Origin of the sequence: Falsiroseomonas sp. E2-1-a4 (assembly GCF_051433165.1) — a bacterium.
Classification (GTDB): Bacteria; Pseudomonadota; Alphaproteobacteria; order Acetobacterales; family Acetobacteraceae; genus Falsiroseomonas.
In genome coordinates this window covers 195,013-211,927 of record NZ_JBHMFS010000005.1, presented here as the reverse complement: position 1 = coordinate 211,927, position 16,915 = coordinate 195,013, and the positions used below count along the sequence as shown (strand labels likewise).

Here is a 16,915-nt window from a genome sequence, read left to right as displayed (position 1 = left end):
GGGCGGGATGATCACATGGTTCCGCAACTTCACCCGGACTTGGTTCGCCAAGATCCTCTTCGTGCTGCTGGTGCTGTCCTTTGCCATCTGGGGCATCGAGGACACCGTCCGCGGTTTTGGTCGGGAAACCGCCGTGGTCAGCATGGAGGGCGGCGATATCGAGGTGCCGGAGGCGCAGAACGCCGCCCGCCGCGAATTGCAGCGCGTGCAATCGCAGCTCGGCACCGCCTTCGAGGCGGATGAGCCACTGCGTCGCGCCATCGCCATGCAGGCTGTGGAACAATTGATCGCGGAGCGCGCCCAGCGGGCGGAAGCCGCACGGCTTGGCCTGTCCACGCCGGATACCGCCGTGCAGGCCTATGTCTTCGCCATCCCGAATTTCCAGATGGCCGGGCAGTTCGACCGCCTGGCCCTCGACCAGTTCCTGCGCCAAAGCAACATGACGGAGGCGCAGTTCCTGCAGCTGGTGCGGGACGATCTGCGACGCATGCAGCTTTCCGGTGCCGTCCGCGCGGGCGCCCCTGCGCCGGATCGCCTCGCCCGCGCCATGGTGCGCTACGAACAGGAACGCCGCATCGCCCAGGTGGTGGAGCTGCCGCTGCTGGACGCGCCGGAGCCGGAACCGCCGACCGACGCCGCGCTGGCCCGCTTCCACGCCAACAACCCGGAACGCTTCTCCGCCCCCGCCTTGCGCGTGGCAACCCTGGCCGTGCTGACCGGGGAGACGCTGGCCGACCAGATCGAGGTCTCCGACGCCGATCTCGCCGCCGCCTATGAGGCCCGCCGCGCCCAGTTCGAGACGCCGGAGCGCCGCGACCTGCAGCAGGTGCTGCTGCAGACCGAGGATGCCGCCCGGCAGATCACCGCTGCCTGGCGCGCCAACCCGGATTTCGCCGCCATCGAACAGGCCGCGCAGGCGGCCGGCGGTGCCGCGCTCGCACTCGGCAACGTGCCCCGCGCCGACCTGCCGCTCGACGCGCTGGCCCAGGCGGCCTTCAGCGCTCAGCCGGGCAGCGTGACCGACCCGGTGCAATCCCCCTTCGGCTGGCATGTGATGCGCGTGGCCGGGGTCACCCCGGGCACGACCGCGCCGCTCGCCGAGGTCGGCGACCGGCTGCGCCAGGAGATCGCGCTGGAACGCGCCGGCGATCTGGCCTTCGAACGGGCGAACCGGGTGGAGGATGCGCTGGCCGGTGGCGCCTCCCTCGAAGCCGCCGCGCAGGAATTCGGCCTGACCGTGGCACGCGTCACGCTCGATGCCGAGGGCCGGGACGCGGAGGGCCTGCCCGCCGTGCTGCCGGTGCCCGTCGCCGCCCGCGCCGAGGCGCTACGCGCCATCTTCGCCTCCGAACAGGGCCGCGCGCCCCGCTTGCAGGAATTCCGGGAAACCGAGGGCTTCTTGGGCATCGAGCTGCTGGAGGTGCGCCCGCCCGCACTGCGGCCGCTGGAGCAGGTGGAGGCGGATGTCCGTCTGGCCTGGACCACCGATGCCCGCCGCCGCGCGCAGGAAGAACGCGCCGCCGCCCTGCTCGCCGCCGTGCGCGGTGGGCAGACGCTGGAGGCCGCTGCCGCCGCGGCTGGCCTGAACAGCTTTCGCATGGGCCCCTTCGGCCGCCAGCCGGAGGCGGGCGCGCCCGGCCTGACCGTGCCGCGGGAACTGCTGCCAATACTGTTCAACATCCCCGTCAACGAGCCCACCATGGCCCCCACCAGCGCCGGCTTCGCCGTGGCGCAATTGCTGGAAGTGGTCTCCGCCGATCCGGCCGCGGATGCCGAGGCGCTGGCCAATGCCCGCCGCACGGCGCAGCAGCAGATGGCGGATGACCTCGACGCCGCCTATGTCGCGGCGCTGCGGAACCGCGCCAACCCGCGGATCAGCCCGGCCCTTCTGCAGCAGGTGGTGCCATGACGGACCTCTCCACCTTCGCCGCCTTCGCCGCCGGCCTGGCGGCGGGCCGGGGACAGGTGGTGTTCCGCGAACGCGTCGCGGACCTCGATACGCCGGTCGGCGCCTATCTCCGCCTGGTGCAGGGGCGGCACAACGCCTTCCTGCTGGAATCGGTCGAAGGCGGCGCCGCGCGCGGCCGCTTCTCGGCACTCGGCATGGAGCCGGACCTGGTCTGGCGCTGTCGCGAGGGTCGCGCCGAGATCAACCGCCACGCGCTATCCGCGCCCCACGCCTTCGAGGCCGATCCGGCACCGCCGCTCGACAGCCTGCGCACCCTGGTGCAGGCCACGCGCATGCCGATGCCGGCCGGGCTGCCCTCCATCGCCGCCGGGCTGTTCGGCTATCTCGGCTACGACATGGTCCGGCACATGGAACGCCTGCCGGATACCAATCCGGATGTGCTCGGCATTCCCGAGGCGGTGATGATCCGCCCGACGCTGGTCGCCGTCTTCGACCATGTGCGGGATACGCTGACGCTGGTGACGCCGGTCTGGCCGGACGCCGCACCGGACCCGAAGGCCGCCTGGGACTTGGCCCAGGCCCGGCTGGATGAGGCGGAGGCGGCACTCGACCGCCCCCTGCCCCGCCCGGCGCCGCCCGCCAGCCTGCCGGTGCCGCCGGCGCCCTCCTCCAACTTCACGCCGGAGGGCTACAAGGCCGCGGTGCTACGGGCGAAGGAATACATCGCCGCCGGCGACGTGTTCCAGGTGGTGCCCGCCCAGCGCTTCACCGCGCCCTTCGGCCTGCCGCCGTTTTCGCTGTATCGCGCGCTGCGGCGGCTGAACCCGGCGCCCTATCTGTTCTTCCTCGACCTGAACGGCCTGTCGCTGGTTGGCGCCTCGCCCGAGATCCTGGTCAGCGTGAAGCATGGCGAGGTGAAGCTGCGACCCTTGGCCGGGACCCGCCCCCGCGGCGCGACGCCCGAGGAGGATGCGCGGCTGGAGCGGGAATTGCTCGCCGATCCGAAGGAACTGGCCGAGCATTTGATGCTGATCGACCTCGGCCGCAACGATGTGGGTCGCGTCGCGGAGATCGGCTCCGTCCGCGTCACCCAGAAATTCCAGGTCGAGCGCTATTCCCAGGTCATGCACATCATGTCCGAGGTGGTGGGCCGTCTCCGACCTGGGTTGGATGCGCTGGATGCGCTGGCCGCGGGCTTCCCGGCCGGCACGCTCTCAGGCGCGCCGAAGGTCCGCGCCATGCAGATCATCGAGGAACTGGAACCCTCCCGCCGCGGCGCCTATGCCGGCGGCGTGGGGTATTTCGGCGCCGATGGCGACATGGATATCTGCATCGCGCTGCGCACCGCCCTAGTGAAGGACGGGCTGATGCATGTGCAGGCCGGCGCCGGGGTGGTGGCGGATAGCGACCCGGAGGCGGAGTTCCAGGAGACCCACCAGAAGGCCCGCGCCCTGTTCCGCGCCGCCGAGGAAGCCGTGCGCTTCGCGGCGCAGCGGCGGTGACATAGCCCTCTCCCCTGTCACCGGGAGAGGGTTTTTGAGAGTCACGCCGCGACCAGCGGTTCCCCGACCCGGTCGCGGCCTTCCTCCACCGCATGGCACGCCACAAGAGTTTCCGGCGTGCCGCGCGCCGTAATCATCTCCGGGCGGTCCGCCACGCAGCGGTCATTGGCCAGCGGGCAGCGCGGGTGGAAGGGGCAGCCGCTCGGCGGGTCGATCGGGCTGGGCACCTCGCCGCCCACCGGAATGCGCTGGCGACCGGTCATTTCCAGGTCCGGAATCGCCTCCATCAAGGCGCGCGTGTAGGGGTGGCGCGGCGTGTTGAACAGCGTCTCAGCCGGCGCCAGTTCCACCAGGCGCCCCAGATACATCACGCCGACCCGGTCGCTGACCTGCCGCACCACCGCCAGATTGTGGCTGATGAACAGGTAGGTCAGGCCCAGCCGCGCCTGCAAATCCTTCATCAGGTTCAGGATCTGCGCCTGCACGGACACGTCGAGCGCGCTCGTCGGCTCGTCACACACCAGGAATTCCGGGTTGGAGGACAGCGCGCGGGCGATCGAGATGCGCTGGCGCTGGCCGCCGGAGAATTCATGCGGGAATTTCTGGCCGTCCAGCGGGGAAAGACCCACCTGCGTCAGCAGCTCGGCCACCCGCGCATCGATATCCGCCGCGCTGCGGGTCAGCCCGAAGGCGCGGATCGGCTCGGCGACGATGTCCCGCACCCGCCAGCGCGGATTGAGGCTGGCATAGGGGTCCTGGAAGATCATTTGCATGCGGCGGCGCTGTTCGGAATCCGCCCGCGCCTGCGCCAGATCCTGCCCGTCGAACACCACGCTGCCATGGGTCGGGCCATAGAGGCCGACCACCAGGCGGGCCACGGTGGATTTGCCGCAGCCGCTTTCGCCAACGAGCGACAGGGTGGTGCCCTTCTCGATGGCGAAGGAAATGCCATCCACCGCGCGCAGCACCCGCCTTCCCTCCCGCGCCAGCAGCCGCTGCACCAGGGGGCGGGAGACGTCGAAATGGCGGGCGACATCCCGGGTTTCGAGCATGATGGCGTTACGCATGACGCGTCACTCCCGGCTCGGCGTAAAGCCAGCAGGCGGCAAGATTGTCCTCCGCCGGCATGAGTTCAGGCTGCTCCACCCGGCAGCGATCGAACACCTTCGGGCAGCGCGGGTTGTAGGCGCAGCCCTGCGGGATGGCCGAGAGCCGTGGCATCGAGCCATCAATCTGCTGCAACCGCTCCAGCCGCCGCCCGACCGGCGGGATCGACCCCATCAGCCCGGCGGAATAGGGGTGCGAGGCGTGTTGCACCACGTTGCGCACCGCGCCGATCTCGACGATGCGGCCGGCATACATCACCGCCACGCGGTCCGCAGTTTCGGCGATCACGCCCATGTCGTGGGTGACCAGCATCATGCTGGTACCCTTGTCGCGGGCCAGCGACTTCAGCAACGAGATCACCTGCGCCTGGATCGAGACATCCAGCGCCGTGGTCGGCTCATCCGCCACGATCAACTTCGGCTCCGCACACAACGCCAGTGCTATCACCACGCGCTGGCGCATGCCGCCGGAGAATTCATGCGGGTAGCTGTCGATGCGCTGGCTGGCGGCGGGAATGCCGACCAGTTCCAGCCACTCGATCGCCTTGGCTCGCGCCTGCGCCGGGTTCAGCGGCAGGTGCGTGACCATCGTCTCGATCAGCTGCTGGCCCACGGTGTAGAGCGGGTTCAGCGTGGTCAGCGGGTCCTGGAAGATCGCGCCGATCTCCCGCCCCCGCAGTTTTCGTAATTCCGAATAGGGAAGATTGTCGATGCGCCGGCCATTGAGGAGAATCTGGCCGCCAGCGATGCGACCCGGCGGTTCCAGAAGGCCGATGATGGCAGCCCCGGTCATGGATTTGCCGGCGCCGGATTCGCCCACCACGCCTAGCACCTCACCCTCTGCGATGGAGAAGGAGACGTCGTTGAGCGCGACCAGGGTACCGCGGCGCGTCGGGAACTCGACGCGCAGGTTGCGGACTTCAAGCAGGGGTACGTTCATTATCGGAGCTTCGGGTTCAGGGCGTCGCGCAGCCAGTCACCCAGCAGGTTCACGGACAGCACAAGCAGGATGAGGGCGATGCCGGGGAAGATGGTGATCCACCACTCGCCGGAGAACAGGAAGTCGTTGCCGATACGGATCAGCGTGCCGAGCGAGGGCTGCGTCGGCGGCACGCCCACGCCGAGGAACGACAGCGTCGCCTCCGCCAGCACGGCGAAGCCGAGGTTCAGCGTCGCGATGACCAGCACCGGCCCCAGCACATTGGGCAGCACATGGCTGACCATGATCCGGGCGCGGGAGACGCCGATGACGCGCGCCGCCTGCACATATTCCTTGTTGCGTTCCACCAGGGTCGATCCGCGCACGGTGCGGGCGAAGGACGGCCAGTTGCTGATGCCGATGGCGAAGATCACGACGTACAGCGCGATCTGGTCATGCGTCTCTCTCGGAAGTACGGCGCGCACCACGCCATCGATCAGCAACGCGATCAGGATGGTGGGGAAGGTCAGCTTGATGTCCGCGATGCGCATCAGAACCGCATCCACCGTGCCACCCAGATAGCCCGCCGCCAGCCCGGCGGTGATGCCGATGGAGACGGACAGCAGGACCGCGAAGAACCCCACCAGCAGCGATACACGCGCGCCATACATGATGGCGGACAGCATGTCCCGCCCCTGGTCATCGGTGCCGAGCAGGTAGTTCGGGTCGCCCTCCGCCTGCCACGCCGGCGGCTTGAAGGCGTCCATCAGCTGGAGCGAGGCCAGGTTGAAGGGGTTGTGCGGCGCGATCCAGGGCGCCAGCACCGCGCCGCCGACGCAGATCAGCGCGACGATGGCGGAGGCAACCGTGACCGGCGAACGGGTGAAGGAATACCAGAGGTCGCTGTCGAGCGCGCGACGCAGCGCATTGGCCTGTGCCATCTCAGTGCGCCCCCTTGCCGCGGCCAATGCGCAGGCGGGGATCCACCGCGTAGTACAGCAGGTCCACGATCAGGTTGATGGTGACGAACATCAGCGCGATCAGCAGCAGATAGGCGGACATCACAGGAATATCGGCCACCGCGACGCTCTGAATGAACAGCAGCCCCATGCCCGGCCACTGGAACACCGTCTCCGTCACGATGGCGAAGGCGATGATGGCGCCAAGCTGCAGGCCGGTGATGGTGATGACCGGCACCAGCGTGTTCTTCAGCGCATGGCCAAAATGCACCGCCCGGTTGGTCAGGCCACGGGCGCGGGCGAACTTGATGTAGTCCGTCCGCAGCACCTCCATCATCTCCGCCCGCACCAGGCGCATGATCAGCGTGAGCTGGAACAGGCCCAGGGTGATGGCGGGCAGGATCAGCGCCTTGAGGCCGGACCAGGTCAGCAGCCCGGTGCTCCACCCGCCGAGATTCACCGTATCCCCCCGGCCGAAGCTGGGCAGCCAGCCGAGCCAGACGGAGAAGGTGAGGATCAGCAGAATGCCGATCAGGAAGGTCGGCAGCGACACGCCGATCAGGCTGAAGGTCAGGAAGATGCGGCTCAGCCAGGAATTGCGATAGAGGCCTGTATAGACCCCCATCGGCACGCCCACCGCCAGCGCCAGGAAGGCGGCGCACAGCGCCAGTTCCAGGGTGGCCGGCGCCCGCTCGACGATGAGCTGCGCCACAGGGCGGGACAGGCGGTAGGACAGGCCGAATTCGCCCTGCGCCGCATTCACCACGAACTTCGCGAATTGCACGAAGAAGGGTTGGTCCAGGCCCAGGTCAGCCACGAGCTGGTCTCGCTGGGCGATGGTGTAGTCCTGCCCGAGCATGATGGCGACCGGGTCGCCAACATAGGCGAACATGGCGAAGGACAGCAGCGCCACCGTCAGCATGACGGGCAGCGCCTGCAAGAGGCGGCTGATGATGAAGGCGAACACGGGGGTTGAGGATCCTTTGCAAACCGGCGGCGCGAGGGGGCGCCGCCGGAACCGCCTGCTGTCAATCGATTCGGGCGAAGCGGAAATAGGGCTGGTTGTTCGCGGCGTGCGGGATGGAGAAGTTGCTCCGCATCGCCCAGGGGATCATCTGGTGGTGCAGCGGGATATGCGGCACCTCCTCCCGGTACAGGCGCAGCGCCTCCTGGATCGCGGCCATGCGGTCCGGGCCGGATTGCGTCTTCATGCGCTGTACCAATGCATCCATCTGCGGGCTGGAATAGCCGCCATAGTTCCAGATGCCATCCCCCTGCTCGCCATTTCGCGTCGCCAGCAGCGATTGGAAGGAATACAGCGCATCCAGCGTCGGCACACCCCAGCCGAGCAGGTAGGCGCTGGTATCCTGGCGCTGGATCTGGGCGAAGAAGGGCGCCAGAGGCTGCGCCCGCACGCTGGTCCGCACGCCGATGCGCGCCCACATGGCGGCAACCGCCTGGCAGATCGCCTCATCATTGATGTAGCGGTTGTTCGGGCAATCCAGCGTCACGCCGAATCCGTTCGGGAAGCCGGCCTCCGTCAGCAAGGCGCGGGCGCGGGTCGGGTCATGCGGCAGGCGCCGGTCCTCGGCCTCGACATAGCCGTTCACCTGCGGCGGGAAGAAAGTGCCGGTCACCACGGACTGCCCGCGCATGGTGGTGCGGTGGATCGCCTGGATGTCGAGGGCGTGATACAGCGCCTGGCGCACCCGCAGATCGGCGAAGGGGTTGCGGCCGCGGACGTCGGAATACAGCAGCTCCGGCCGCGCCACGTCGAAGGACAGGAAGATGGTCCGCACCTCTGGCCCTTCCAGCACGCGGATATTGCCCGCGTTGCGCAGCCGGTTCAGATCCTGCAGCGGCGGGTCGAGCACGAAATCCACCTCACCCGACAGCAGCGCCGCAATCCGCGTGGCGTCCGAGGAAATCGGGCGGAAGACGATCTCCTGCACGTTGGAGCGTGCCGCATCCGGCTCCCGCCACCCATACCAATCCGTGTTGCGGCGCAGCACGGTGCGGACGTCATTCTCCCGGCTTTCGAGGCGGAAGGCGCCGGTGCCGTTGGTGTTGCGGGTGGTGTGCATCTCCTCCCGCGCCCTGGTGTTCTGCGGGCGGGCGGCGCCATTCGCCTCGGACCAGGCCTGGGACATCATGTAGACGGAGGCGAATTTGTTCGGAAGGATCGGGTCCGGGACGCGGGTGACGACGTCCACCGTCATCGCATCCACCTTCACGACATCCGCCACCGTATCGACGAAGATGCCGAAATTGGAGGTGGGCTGGCGGGCGCGGCCGACGCTGAAGACCACGTCATCGGCGGAGAACGCCTCCCCGCCATGGAACTTCACGTCCCCGCGCAGCACGAAGCGCCAGCGGGTCGGCTCCACCTGGGTCCAGGACAAGGCGAGGCCCGGGCGCAGCGACAGATCCGGGTTGCGGGCGATCAGCGGATCATAGATCTGCTGGAGGACCATGGTGACGGTCCCGACATTCTGGCTGTGCGGGTCCATCGTGTTGGGATCGCCGCTGGCGGTCCAGCGGACGGTCTGTGCCGTGGCGGGCGCCGGTGCGGCCACCCCCAGCGCAACAATGGCGGCGGCCGCCAGAAGCAGTCTTCGCATCATCCCCGAGCTCCCATTACCTGGGGGCGGCGGGTCGTTGCGCCCACCTGCCCGCCAGCCTGCCTGCAAGCCTTCGTGCATATCGTGACGCAAGGGCGGGCGGAAGGACGAATTCAAGTCTTTGGGCCAACCAGGTTGGTCGCCGCCCCATTGCCTGCCCAATCGCGCAGCAGGGTGAAGCCGACCGCCAGGAGAACCGGCCCGAGAAACAGGCCGAGAATGCCGAAGCCGATGACGCCGCCGATCGCGCCCAGCAGGGTCAGCAGTAGCGGCAGGTCGGCGCCGCGGCTGATCAGCCAGGGGCGGATGACATTGTCCACCGAGGAAATGCCCGCCGCGCCATACACCGCCATGAACAGCCCCCACCCGGTCTCCCCCTGGGTGAACAGCCAGATCGCGGCCGGCGCCCAGACCAGCGGTGCCCCCACCGGCAGGATGGACAGAACCCCGGCCACCACGCCGAGCAGCACCGGCTGCGGCACGCCGGCAATCCACAGGCCGAAGACTGTCATCGCCCCCTGCAGCACCGCCGTGCCGAGCAGGCCATAGACCACGCCGCGGGTAACATTGCCGGTCAGCAGGATCAGGCGCCTCGTGCCGGGCCCGGCCATCTTCTCCATCACCGCTTCCGCATGGGCGGCCATGGCGGGACCGTCACGGTAGAAGAAGAAGGCCAGGAAGATGGCCATGATCAGCTCCGCCAGCCCCGACAGCACCGCCAGCAGCATCGCCAGGGCACTGCTCGCGATCTGGCCGGCATAGGGGCTGATGGTCTCGACCAATCCGGCGAAGGTCGTGTCCCAACCGCTGAGCAGGCTGCGGAAGGTCTCGCCGATGAAGGGCAGGCTGCCGAGCCAGGTGGCCAGATCCGGCAGGCCGGTCACCAGCAGCCGCTCGAAGGCGGTGCGCAGCCCCTCGATCTCCTCCCGCGTCGTCGGCGTGGCGAAGACCAGGGGCAGGCCGATCAGCACGAACTCCACCGTCACCATGATCAGTGCGGCGCTGCCCGGCCCAAGGCCGGTCTTTTCCCGCAGCATGCGGAAGGCGGGCCAGGTGGTGTAGGCCAGGATCACGGCCCAGAGCAGGGCGGAGATGAAGGGCCGCATCACCCAGAAACAGCCAAGCCCCAGCGCAAACAGCGCCGCCAGGCCGAGCAGGCGGGCGGGACGGATGGATTCCTGGCTCATGCTGGCTCCGGGCTTGGAATCGAGACTTAGCCGAAGCCCCGCCGCCGCGCACGCCTCTCGCGCATCACCCCGCTGGCACGCGGCGGGCTTGCCCCCCGGCGGGGGCCAAGGCATCACCCGCGAAACCCCCAGGGCAATACCCCAAGAAGGACACCGCCATGCCGCGCTTCGCCGCCAACATCTCCCTGATGTTCACCGAGCTGCCCTTCCTCGATCGCTTCGAGGCCGCGGCGAAGGCCGGCTTCAAGGCGGTGGAGTTCCTGTTCCCTTACGACTTCCCCGCCGCCGAGATCGCCAAGCGGCTGAAGGACAACGGCCTGTCCCAGGTGCTGTTCAACGGTCCGCCCGGCGATTGGAACGCCGGCGAGCGCGGCCAGGCCGCCCTGCCCGGCCGCCAGGCGGAATTCAAGGAAGGTTTTCGCAAGGCGCTGGACTACGCCGCCGCGCTGGAATGCCCGCGCATCCACGTCATGTCCGGCCTGGCCCCGGCCGGCGTGCCGCATGACACGATGACCGCGACGCTCGCCGCCAATCTGGCCTGGGCGGCCGAACTGGCGCAGCCGGCCGGGGTGAAGCCGGTGATCGAGCCGATCAACCACCGCGACATCCCCGGCTTCTTCCTGAACACCACCGACCAGGCCGCCGCCATCATCGAGGCGATCGGGCCGGAGAAAATCGGCATGCAGTTCGACCTGTATCACTGCCAGATCACCGAGGGCGACATCGTCAAGCGGGTGGAGAAGCACCTGGCGCTGATCGCCCACATGCAGGTGGCGGATAATCCCGGCCGCAATGAGCCCGGCACCGGCGAGGTGAACTGGCCCTTCGTCTTCCAGAAGATCGACGCGCTCGGCTTCCGCGGCTGGATCGGCTGCGAATACCGCCCGGCCGGCGAGACGGTGGCCGGCCTCGGCTGGTTCGCACCCTACAAGGGCTGAGCGCCACCTCCCTGCCCCGACCTTACGAACGGAGAGACACGCCATGAAGATCGGTTTCATCGGCCTCGGCATCATGGGCAAGCCCATGGCGCTGCACCTGAAGACCGCCGGCCACGAGATCTGTGCGCCGGACCGCGCCAGCCTGACGGCGGAGTTGCGCGGGCAGTTCACCATCCTGCCCGATGCGGCCTCGGTGGCGAAGGCCGCCGAGGTCATCATCCTGATGGTGCCGGACACCCCCGATGTCGAAGCCGCGCTGTTCGGCGCCGGCGGAGTCGCGGAAGGCCTGGCGCCCGGCAAGCTGGTGATCGACATGTCCTCGATCAGCCCGACAGCCACCAAGACCTTCGCCGCCCGAGTCGTCGAGAAGGGCTGCGACTACCTGGACGCGCCGGTCTCGGGCGGTGAGGTGGGCGCCAAGAATGCCAGCCTGACCATCATGGTGGGCGGCAGCGACTCGGCGTTCGAGCGGGCGAAGCCGCTGTTCGAGGCGATGGGCAAGAACATCACCCTGGTGGGCGAAACCGGTGCGGGCCAGACCTGCAAGGTGGCCAATCAGATCATCGTCGCCCTGACGATCGAGGCGGTGGGCGAGGCGCTGGTCTTCGCTAGCAAGGCGGGCGCGGACCCGGCCAAGGTGCGGCAGGCGCTGATGGGGGGCCTTGCCACATCACGTATACTTGAGCTGCACGGAGAGCGCATGATCAAGCGTACCTTTGCGCCAGGTTTCCGGATCGAATTGCATCAGAAGGACCTGAATCTGGCGCTTCAGGCCGGCAAGGATCTGGGCGTCGCGCTGCCCAACACCGCCTCCACCGCACAGCTCTTCGCCGCCTGCGCCGCCATGGGCGGTGCGGCGGATGACCATTCGGGCCTGGTCAAAGCCTTGGAAACAATGGCCGCGCACAAGGTCGCGCCGGACGCCTGAGGCGGATCGGCCGGGCATGGCGGGTGCGGGCAGACCCCTCCCCGCCATGTCGGCAGCCACGCGCGCTTGGTGCAGTTTTTTCAAAGCTCCACAACCATCGGAGGTAGCTTCCCAAAGAGGGCCACAATTTTTCCGTGTTTTCGGCGTTGCGTTCCGTGCGTCTGTCCCGCATTTTGACGCTGGCAGTCCGATCTCTGAGATTCTGTCTCCGGCATCAGGGTTGTATCTTGTTCACGCGACCAACGGGGGATTGCATGCGTTTCGCGGATATAGGGCAGCAATTGCGAGCCTATCGCCTCGAATCCGGCCTCCGTGCGGAGGAGATCGCGGCGCGCCTCGGCGTCTCCCGCGCCGCGCTGTACCGGTACGAGAAGGGCGAGGTCATCAAGCTGGACACGATCCGGCGCCTGGCTGAGCTGCTGAAGATCTCGCCACTGTCGCTGCTCGGCATCGGCGTCGAATACTTCGCCCGTCCGCTCGCCTTCCAGGAACGGCTGCGCCAGGTCGAGGAACAGGCGGACCAGATCCTGATGGTCGGCGGTGCCTTCTGCTACCAGACCACGACCGATGCCTTCGATGGCGCCGTCGGCGAAGCCTGGACGGAGGCCGCGGATGCCGCGCCGGAACGCCTGCAGGCCCGTGCCAGCGCGGACCAGGCGCTCGGCCTGCTGGCCGCCCGCAAACGCCTGCACGCCGCCCGCCGCCCGACCATCATCGCCATCCTGGGCGAGGCCGCCTTGCGCCGCTTCCTGCAGGAAGGTGTGGCCGCCGGCATGGTCCTGCCCGAGCGCACCCGCCAGCGCTGCCTCGCGGCAGCCCGGGCGGAAGCGGAGGCGATTGCGGTGATGATGGAAAGCGTGCCGATCGGCGTGCAGATCGGCCTCGCCAGCGGCACCGAACCGACCGGCGGTTTCATGGTCATGCGCGGCCGTGAGCGCGCGCATGTCGTCTCCTCCCCCTTCGCCGCGGATACGCCCCCCAATGGCGGCCTCGGCGTCGGCTCCATCACTGCGGCGGATGAGGCGGTGGCGGCCCATCAGCGCGTGGCCGAAGTCGCATGGCGCGACGCCATGAAGGGCGCCGCCGCGGCTGCCCGGGTGCGGGAGCTGATCCGCGCGACGACGGCCTGAGGGCCTAGCCCGGCGGAGTTACACTCCGCCGGGCCTCCACCACATCCTCATCCTCCGTGCAACGCCGCGTCGTGAAGCCGAGCGCGCGGATGAAGCCCAGCATCGGCACATTGTCGCTGAGGATCAGGCCGACCACCTCCTCGATCCCGGTTGCGGCGGCCCAGTCGAATAGAAGCTGCATCAGGTGCCGGCCAAGGCCCTGTCCCTTCATGCCCCGGTCCACCACCACGGCGAATTCGGCCGACCTGCCATCCGCCTCCCGGATCAGGCGGGAGATTCCGAGCATCTCCTCCGCCCCATCGGCGCGGCGACGGATGGCGACGAAGGCGATTTCCCGGTCGTAATCGATCTGCGTCAGGCGGGCGACCTGGACCGCGGGCAATTCCCGGATCTGGCTGAAGAAGCGCCAGCGCACATCCTCCGGCGTCAGGCGGCGGAACATCTCGGCATGCGCCTCGGCATCCTCGGGGCGGACCGGGCGGACCAGCAGCACCTCCCCGGATTTCGCCGTCCAGGGCGCCGCCCATTCCTCCGGATAGGGCGGCACGGCCAGCAGCGCCATCTGGCCCGCCGGGCGCAGCAGGCAGGAGGCATCGGCGGCCATCACCCCGGCGGCATCGGCAAACAGCGGGTTCACACCGAGCGCCGCGATCTCCGGAAAATCCACCGCCACCTGGGACAGCCGCACCAGCGCACCGGCCACGGCATCGAGGTCCACCGCCGCATGGTCGCGGTAGCCGGCCAGCAGCGCCCCGGCGCGGGTCCGCCCGATCAGGCCATGGGCCAAAGTGTGGTTCAGCGGTGGCAGGTCGAACCCCTCATCGCCCAGCACATCCGCCGCGGTGCCGCCCAGGCCGAAGCCGAGGAAGGGGCCGAACATGGCGTCATCGCCCAGCCGCATCCGCAATTCCTGCGCACGGCTTGCTTGGCGCTGCACCAGGAAGCCGGCGAGCCGCGCCTCCGGCCGTTCCCGCGCCACCCGCTCCTGCATCGCCCCCGCCGCCTCCCGCACCGCCTGTGCGCTGCGCAGGCCGAGCGCGACGCCGCCGATTTCGGTCTTGCGGGCAATGTCAGGGCTGCGGAGCTTCAGCACCACGGGGAAGCCGAGCTCGGTGGCCGCGGCTTCGGCCGCCGCCACATCGGCCGCCACGCGGGTCGGCACAACCGGCAGGCCATAGGCAGCCAGCACGGCCAGCGCCTCATCCTCGGTCAAGGAAAGCCGGCCTTCCGCCCGCGCCCGGGCCAGCAGCGCAGCCACGGCGGCGCGGTCCGGTTTCAGGGCGAGCACCTCCCGCCCCGGCAGTTCGGCGGCGGCGAGGCGATTCTGCCGGTCATGCAGCAGGTGCAACGCGCCGCGCACGGCGCCTTCCGGGGTCGGGAACACCGCCAGACCCGCCGCCGCCAGCGCGCCACGCTGTGCCCCGGCCGTGGCCTGTCCGGCCCAGCAGACCAGGATCGGCGCGGCGCGCGTCGCCTTCGCGGCGGCGGACAGGGCGGCGGCCATGGTGCCGGCGTCCTCCCCGGCCACCGGGGCATGCAGCGCCACCACCGCATCCACCTGGCGCAGCCCCGCCAGCATCGCCGCCGCCTCGCCCAGCGCCGTGGCGGAACCCTGGCCGAGGATCAGCGGGTTGGCGCCGTGCCAGCCGGGTCGCAGCCCGATCTCCAGCGCCGCCAGCGCCTCGGGCGGCAATTCCGCCAGCTTCGCGCCGCCCGCCAGCACCCGGTCCGCCGCCAGAAGGCCAAGGCCCGTGGCGTTGGACACCAGCGCAATGCCGCCCGACGTGCCGGCGCCCGCCACCAGCTTCACCCGCGCCAGCGTCTCGGCCGCGGAAAGCAGATCATCCAGCCCCTCCACCCGCAGCACGCCGGCGCGGCGCAGCGCCGCATCCATCACGGCATCCGAGGTGCCGGAGGGGTCGGCCAGCCGCCCCCCGGCGCGGATTGCGACAACCGGCCGCATCCGCGCCGCGGCGCGGGCGGCGGAGATGAACATGCGCCGGTTCTTGATGCGGCGGAGCTCCAGCAGGATGGCGCCGGTGCCCGGGTCGCGGGACAGCCAGTCCAGCGCATGCGCGAAGCCGAGATCGTCATTCTCGCCGATGCCGATGACATGGCTGAAGCCCACCGCCTCCGCCTCCGCCCAATCCAGCACGGCGCGGGTGAGCGCGGAGGATTGCCCGACCAGCGCCAACCGGCCCTTGCGGGGCGCCAGGTGGGACAGCGACGCATTCAGCCCGATCCCTGGCACGCAAATACCGAAACTGCCCTGCCCCAAGGCCCGCACGCCGGTGCGGCGGGAGATTTCGGTCAGTCCCGGCGCCGGGCCGGGCACCACCACGGCGTGGCAGCCGCGGGCGGACAGCGCCGCCATGGCCGCCTCGATCGCAGCGGGCGCCAGGGACAGCACGGCCAGATCCGGCACCTGCGTCAGCGCCGAGACATCCGTGGCTTCGGTCAGCGTGCCGGTGAAGCCGCCCTCCCGCAGATTGCGGGCGAGCGGTGCGGAGGCGGGCATGGCGGGGTCGGCCAGGAGCAGCACATGGCGCGGCCGGTACAGCGCCTGTTCGCGAAAGCGCACCGCGGAATGCTGGGCCAGGCTGGTGGAAAGGCTCATTGTGCATTGCACCATGAACTGTCTGCACGCCGACAACAAGCCGGATGGGCTTGCCGCGCGGCGCGATCGGTCCTCCGATACCGCAAAACTGATGAAGGGAACTACCATGCCCGCCCAAGACCCGCGCTGGGACCCGGAGATGCTTGCCTTCAACACGATGATGGAGGCGGCGGGCGCCAAGCTGCCGCCCATCACCCTGACCCTGCCGCTGGACCAGGCGCGGGCGCAGACGGAGGCGCTGAACGTGCCGCTCTCGGCCGGCGGACCGCAGATGGCGGAATCCTCCGATCGCTGGCTCCCGGTGCGCGGCCGCCGCATGCAATGCCGCTTCCACCGCCCGGCGGAGGGCGCGCTGCCGGTGCTGATCTACATCCATGGCGGCGGCTGGGTCTGGAACAGCATCGACACGCATGACCGCCTGATGCGCGAATACGCCGCCGGTGGCGGCTGCGCCGTGATCGGCCCGGATTACGCGCTGAGCCCCGAGGCACCTTTCCCCCAGGCGCTGGAGGAATGCGCCGCGCTGGTGCGCTGGGTAGCGGTGCATGGCGCCGAATGGGGGCTGGACCCAACCCGCATCGTGGTGGGCGGCGACAGCGCCGGCGCAAACCTGGCGATGGGCGTCGCGCTACTGCTGCGCCGCACCGACCCCGACCTCAAGCTGCATGGGTTATTGTTGAATTACGGGGTGTTCGACGCCGATCTCGCAACATCGACTTATCAGGAATTCGCCGATGGCTACTTCCTGACGCGGGAGAAGATGCGCTTCTACTGGGAGTGCTACGCGCCCCGTCCGGCGGACCGGCTGAACCCGCTGGCGGCGCCGCTTCTGGCAGATCTCAAGGGCTTGCCGCCCTGTCTTCTCCACATCGCTGAACTGGATGTGCTGTGTTCGGAGAACCTTGCCATGGGTGATGCGCTGCGTGCGGCGGGCGTGCCGGTGCAGCAGGCGCTGTTCCCCGGCACCGCGCATGGCTTCCTGCGCTCGCTGAACCATGTGGCAGCGGCCCGCCGGGCAGCAGCCGAGGGCGGCACCTGGCTGAAGGCGACGCTGGGCTAGACCGTGATGCCTTCGCTTCCGCTTACGCCCTACGGTCTA

13 protein-coding genes are annotated in these 16,915 nt (G+C 69.2%); 6 read left to right on the top strand and 7 right to left on the bottom strand.

Annotation, left to right across the window (positions count from 1 at the left end; all coding sequences use genetic code 11):
- Positions 1–7 precede the first annotated feature (7 nt).
- Positions 8–1,909, top strand: a complete 1,902-nt coding sequence (locus ACFHNC_RS07830) for a SurA N-terminal domain-containing protein (RefSeq protein ID WP_437168663.1) — start codon at positions 8–10, stop codon at positions 1,907–1,909.
- A complete protein-coding gene (trpE, locus tag ACFHNC_RS07825; RefSeq protein WP_437168662.1) occupies positions 1,906–3,411 on the top strand; it encodes an anthranilate synthase component I in 1,506 nt (501 codons plus the stop codon). The genes ACFHNC_RS07830 and trpE overlap by 4 nt, the downstream gene beginning before the upstream one ends.
- 41 nt (positions 3,412–3,452) lie before the next feature.
- Here the strand turns inward: trpE and ACFHNC_RS07820 are convergent, their stop codons facing one another.
- The 6 genes from ACFHNC_RS07820 to ACFHNC_RS07795 form a co-directional block, all read right to left on the bottom strand.
- Positions 3,453–4,478, bottom strand: coding sequence for an ABC transporter ATP-binding protein (locus ACFHNC_RS07820; RefSeq protein WP_437168661.1), 1,026 nt, complete (start codon positions 4,476–4,478; stop codon positions 3,453–3,455).
- Positions 4,471–5,457 (bottom strand): ABC transporter ATP-binding protein, encoded by a 987-nt coding sequence (locus ACFHNC_RS07815; protein ID WP_437168660.1) that lies wholly within the window; start codon positions 5,455–5,457, stop codon positions 4,471–4,473. Before ACFHNC_RS07815 ends, ACFHNC_RS07820 begins: the two co-directional genes overlap by 8 nt.
- Positions 5,457–6,377 (bottom strand): ABC transporter permease, encoded by a 921-nt coding sequence (locus ACFHNC_RS07810; RefSeq protein WP_437168659.1) that lies wholly within the window; start codon positions 6,375–6,377, stop codon positions 5,457–5,459. The genes ACFHNC_RS07815 and ACFHNC_RS07810 overlap by 1 nt, the downstream gene beginning before the upstream one ends.
- A gap of 1 nt (position 6,378) precedes the next feature.
- Positions 6,379–7,362 (bottom strand): ABC transporter permease, encoded by a 984-nt coding sequence (locus tag ACFHNC_RS07805; protein WP_437168658.1) that lies wholly within the window; start codon positions 7,360–7,362, stop codon positions 6,379–6,381.
- Between the two features lie 61 nt (positions 7,363–7,423).
- Complete coding sequence (locus ACFHNC_RS07800) at positions 7,424–9,016, bottom strand: ABC transporter substrate-binding protein (protein ID WP_437168657.1); 1,593 nt, start codon at positions 9,014–9,016, stop codon at positions 7,424–7,426.
- Positions 9,017–9,129: 113 nt separating this feature from the next.
- Positions 9,130–10,203 carry an AI-2E family transporter gene (locus ACFHNC_RS07795; protein WP_437168656.1) on the bottom strand — a complete coding sequence of 358 codons (1,074 nt, stop codon included), beginning with the start codon at positions 10,201–10,203 and terminating at the stop codon, positions 9,130–9,132.
- Positions 10,204–10,361: 158 nt separating this feature from the next.
- On the opposite strand from ACFHNC_RS07795, the gene otnI reads away from it, so the two are divergent.
- From otnI to ACFHNC_RS07780, 3 genes are all read left to right on the top strand, one after another.
- The gene (otnI, locus tag ACFHNC_RS07790; protein WP_437168655.1) at positions 10,362–11,141 is read left to right on the top strand and encodes a 2-oxo-tetronate isomerase; all 780 of its coding nucleotides are present in this window, start codon (positions 10,362–10,364) and stop codon (positions 11,139–11,141) included.
- A gap of 43 nt (positions 11,142–11,184) precedes the next feature.
- Positions 11,185–12,069: a 2-hydroxy-3-oxopropionate reductase gene (locus ACFHNC_RS07785; protein WP_437168654.1), complete on the top strand. Its 885-nt coding sequence runs from the start codon at positions 11,185–11,187 to the stop codon at positions 12,067–12,069.
- Between the two features lie 254 nt (positions 12,070–12,323).
- The gene (locus ACFHNC_RS07780; RefSeq protein ID WP_437168653.1) at positions 12,324–13,199 is read left to right on the top strand and encodes a helix-turn-helix domain-containing protein; all 876 of its coding nucleotides are present in this window, start codon (positions 12,324–12,326) and stop codon (positions 13,197–13,199) included.
- A 4-nt stretch (positions 13,200–13,203) separates the two neighbouring features.
- Here the strand turns inward: ACFHNC_RS07780 and ACFHNC_RS07775 are convergent, their stop codons facing one another.
- The gene (locus ACFHNC_RS07775; RefSeq protein WP_437168652.1) at positions 13,204–15,816 is read right to left on the bottom strand and encodes a bifunctional acetate--CoA ligase family protein/GNAT family N-acetyltransferase; all 2,613 of its coding nucleotides are present in this window, start codon (positions 15,814–15,816) and stop codon (positions 13,204–13,206) included.
- 13 nt (positions 15,817–15,829) lie between these two features.
- On the opposite strand from ACFHNC_RS07775, the gene ACFHNC_RS07770 reads away from it, so the two are divergent.
- Complete coding sequence (locus ACFHNC_RS07770; RefSeq protein ID WP_437168651.1) at positions 15,830–16,876, top strand: alpha/beta hydrolase; 1,047 nt, start codon at positions 15,830–15,832, stop codon at positions 16,874–16,876.
- Positions 16,877–16,915 lie beyond the last annotated feature (39 nt).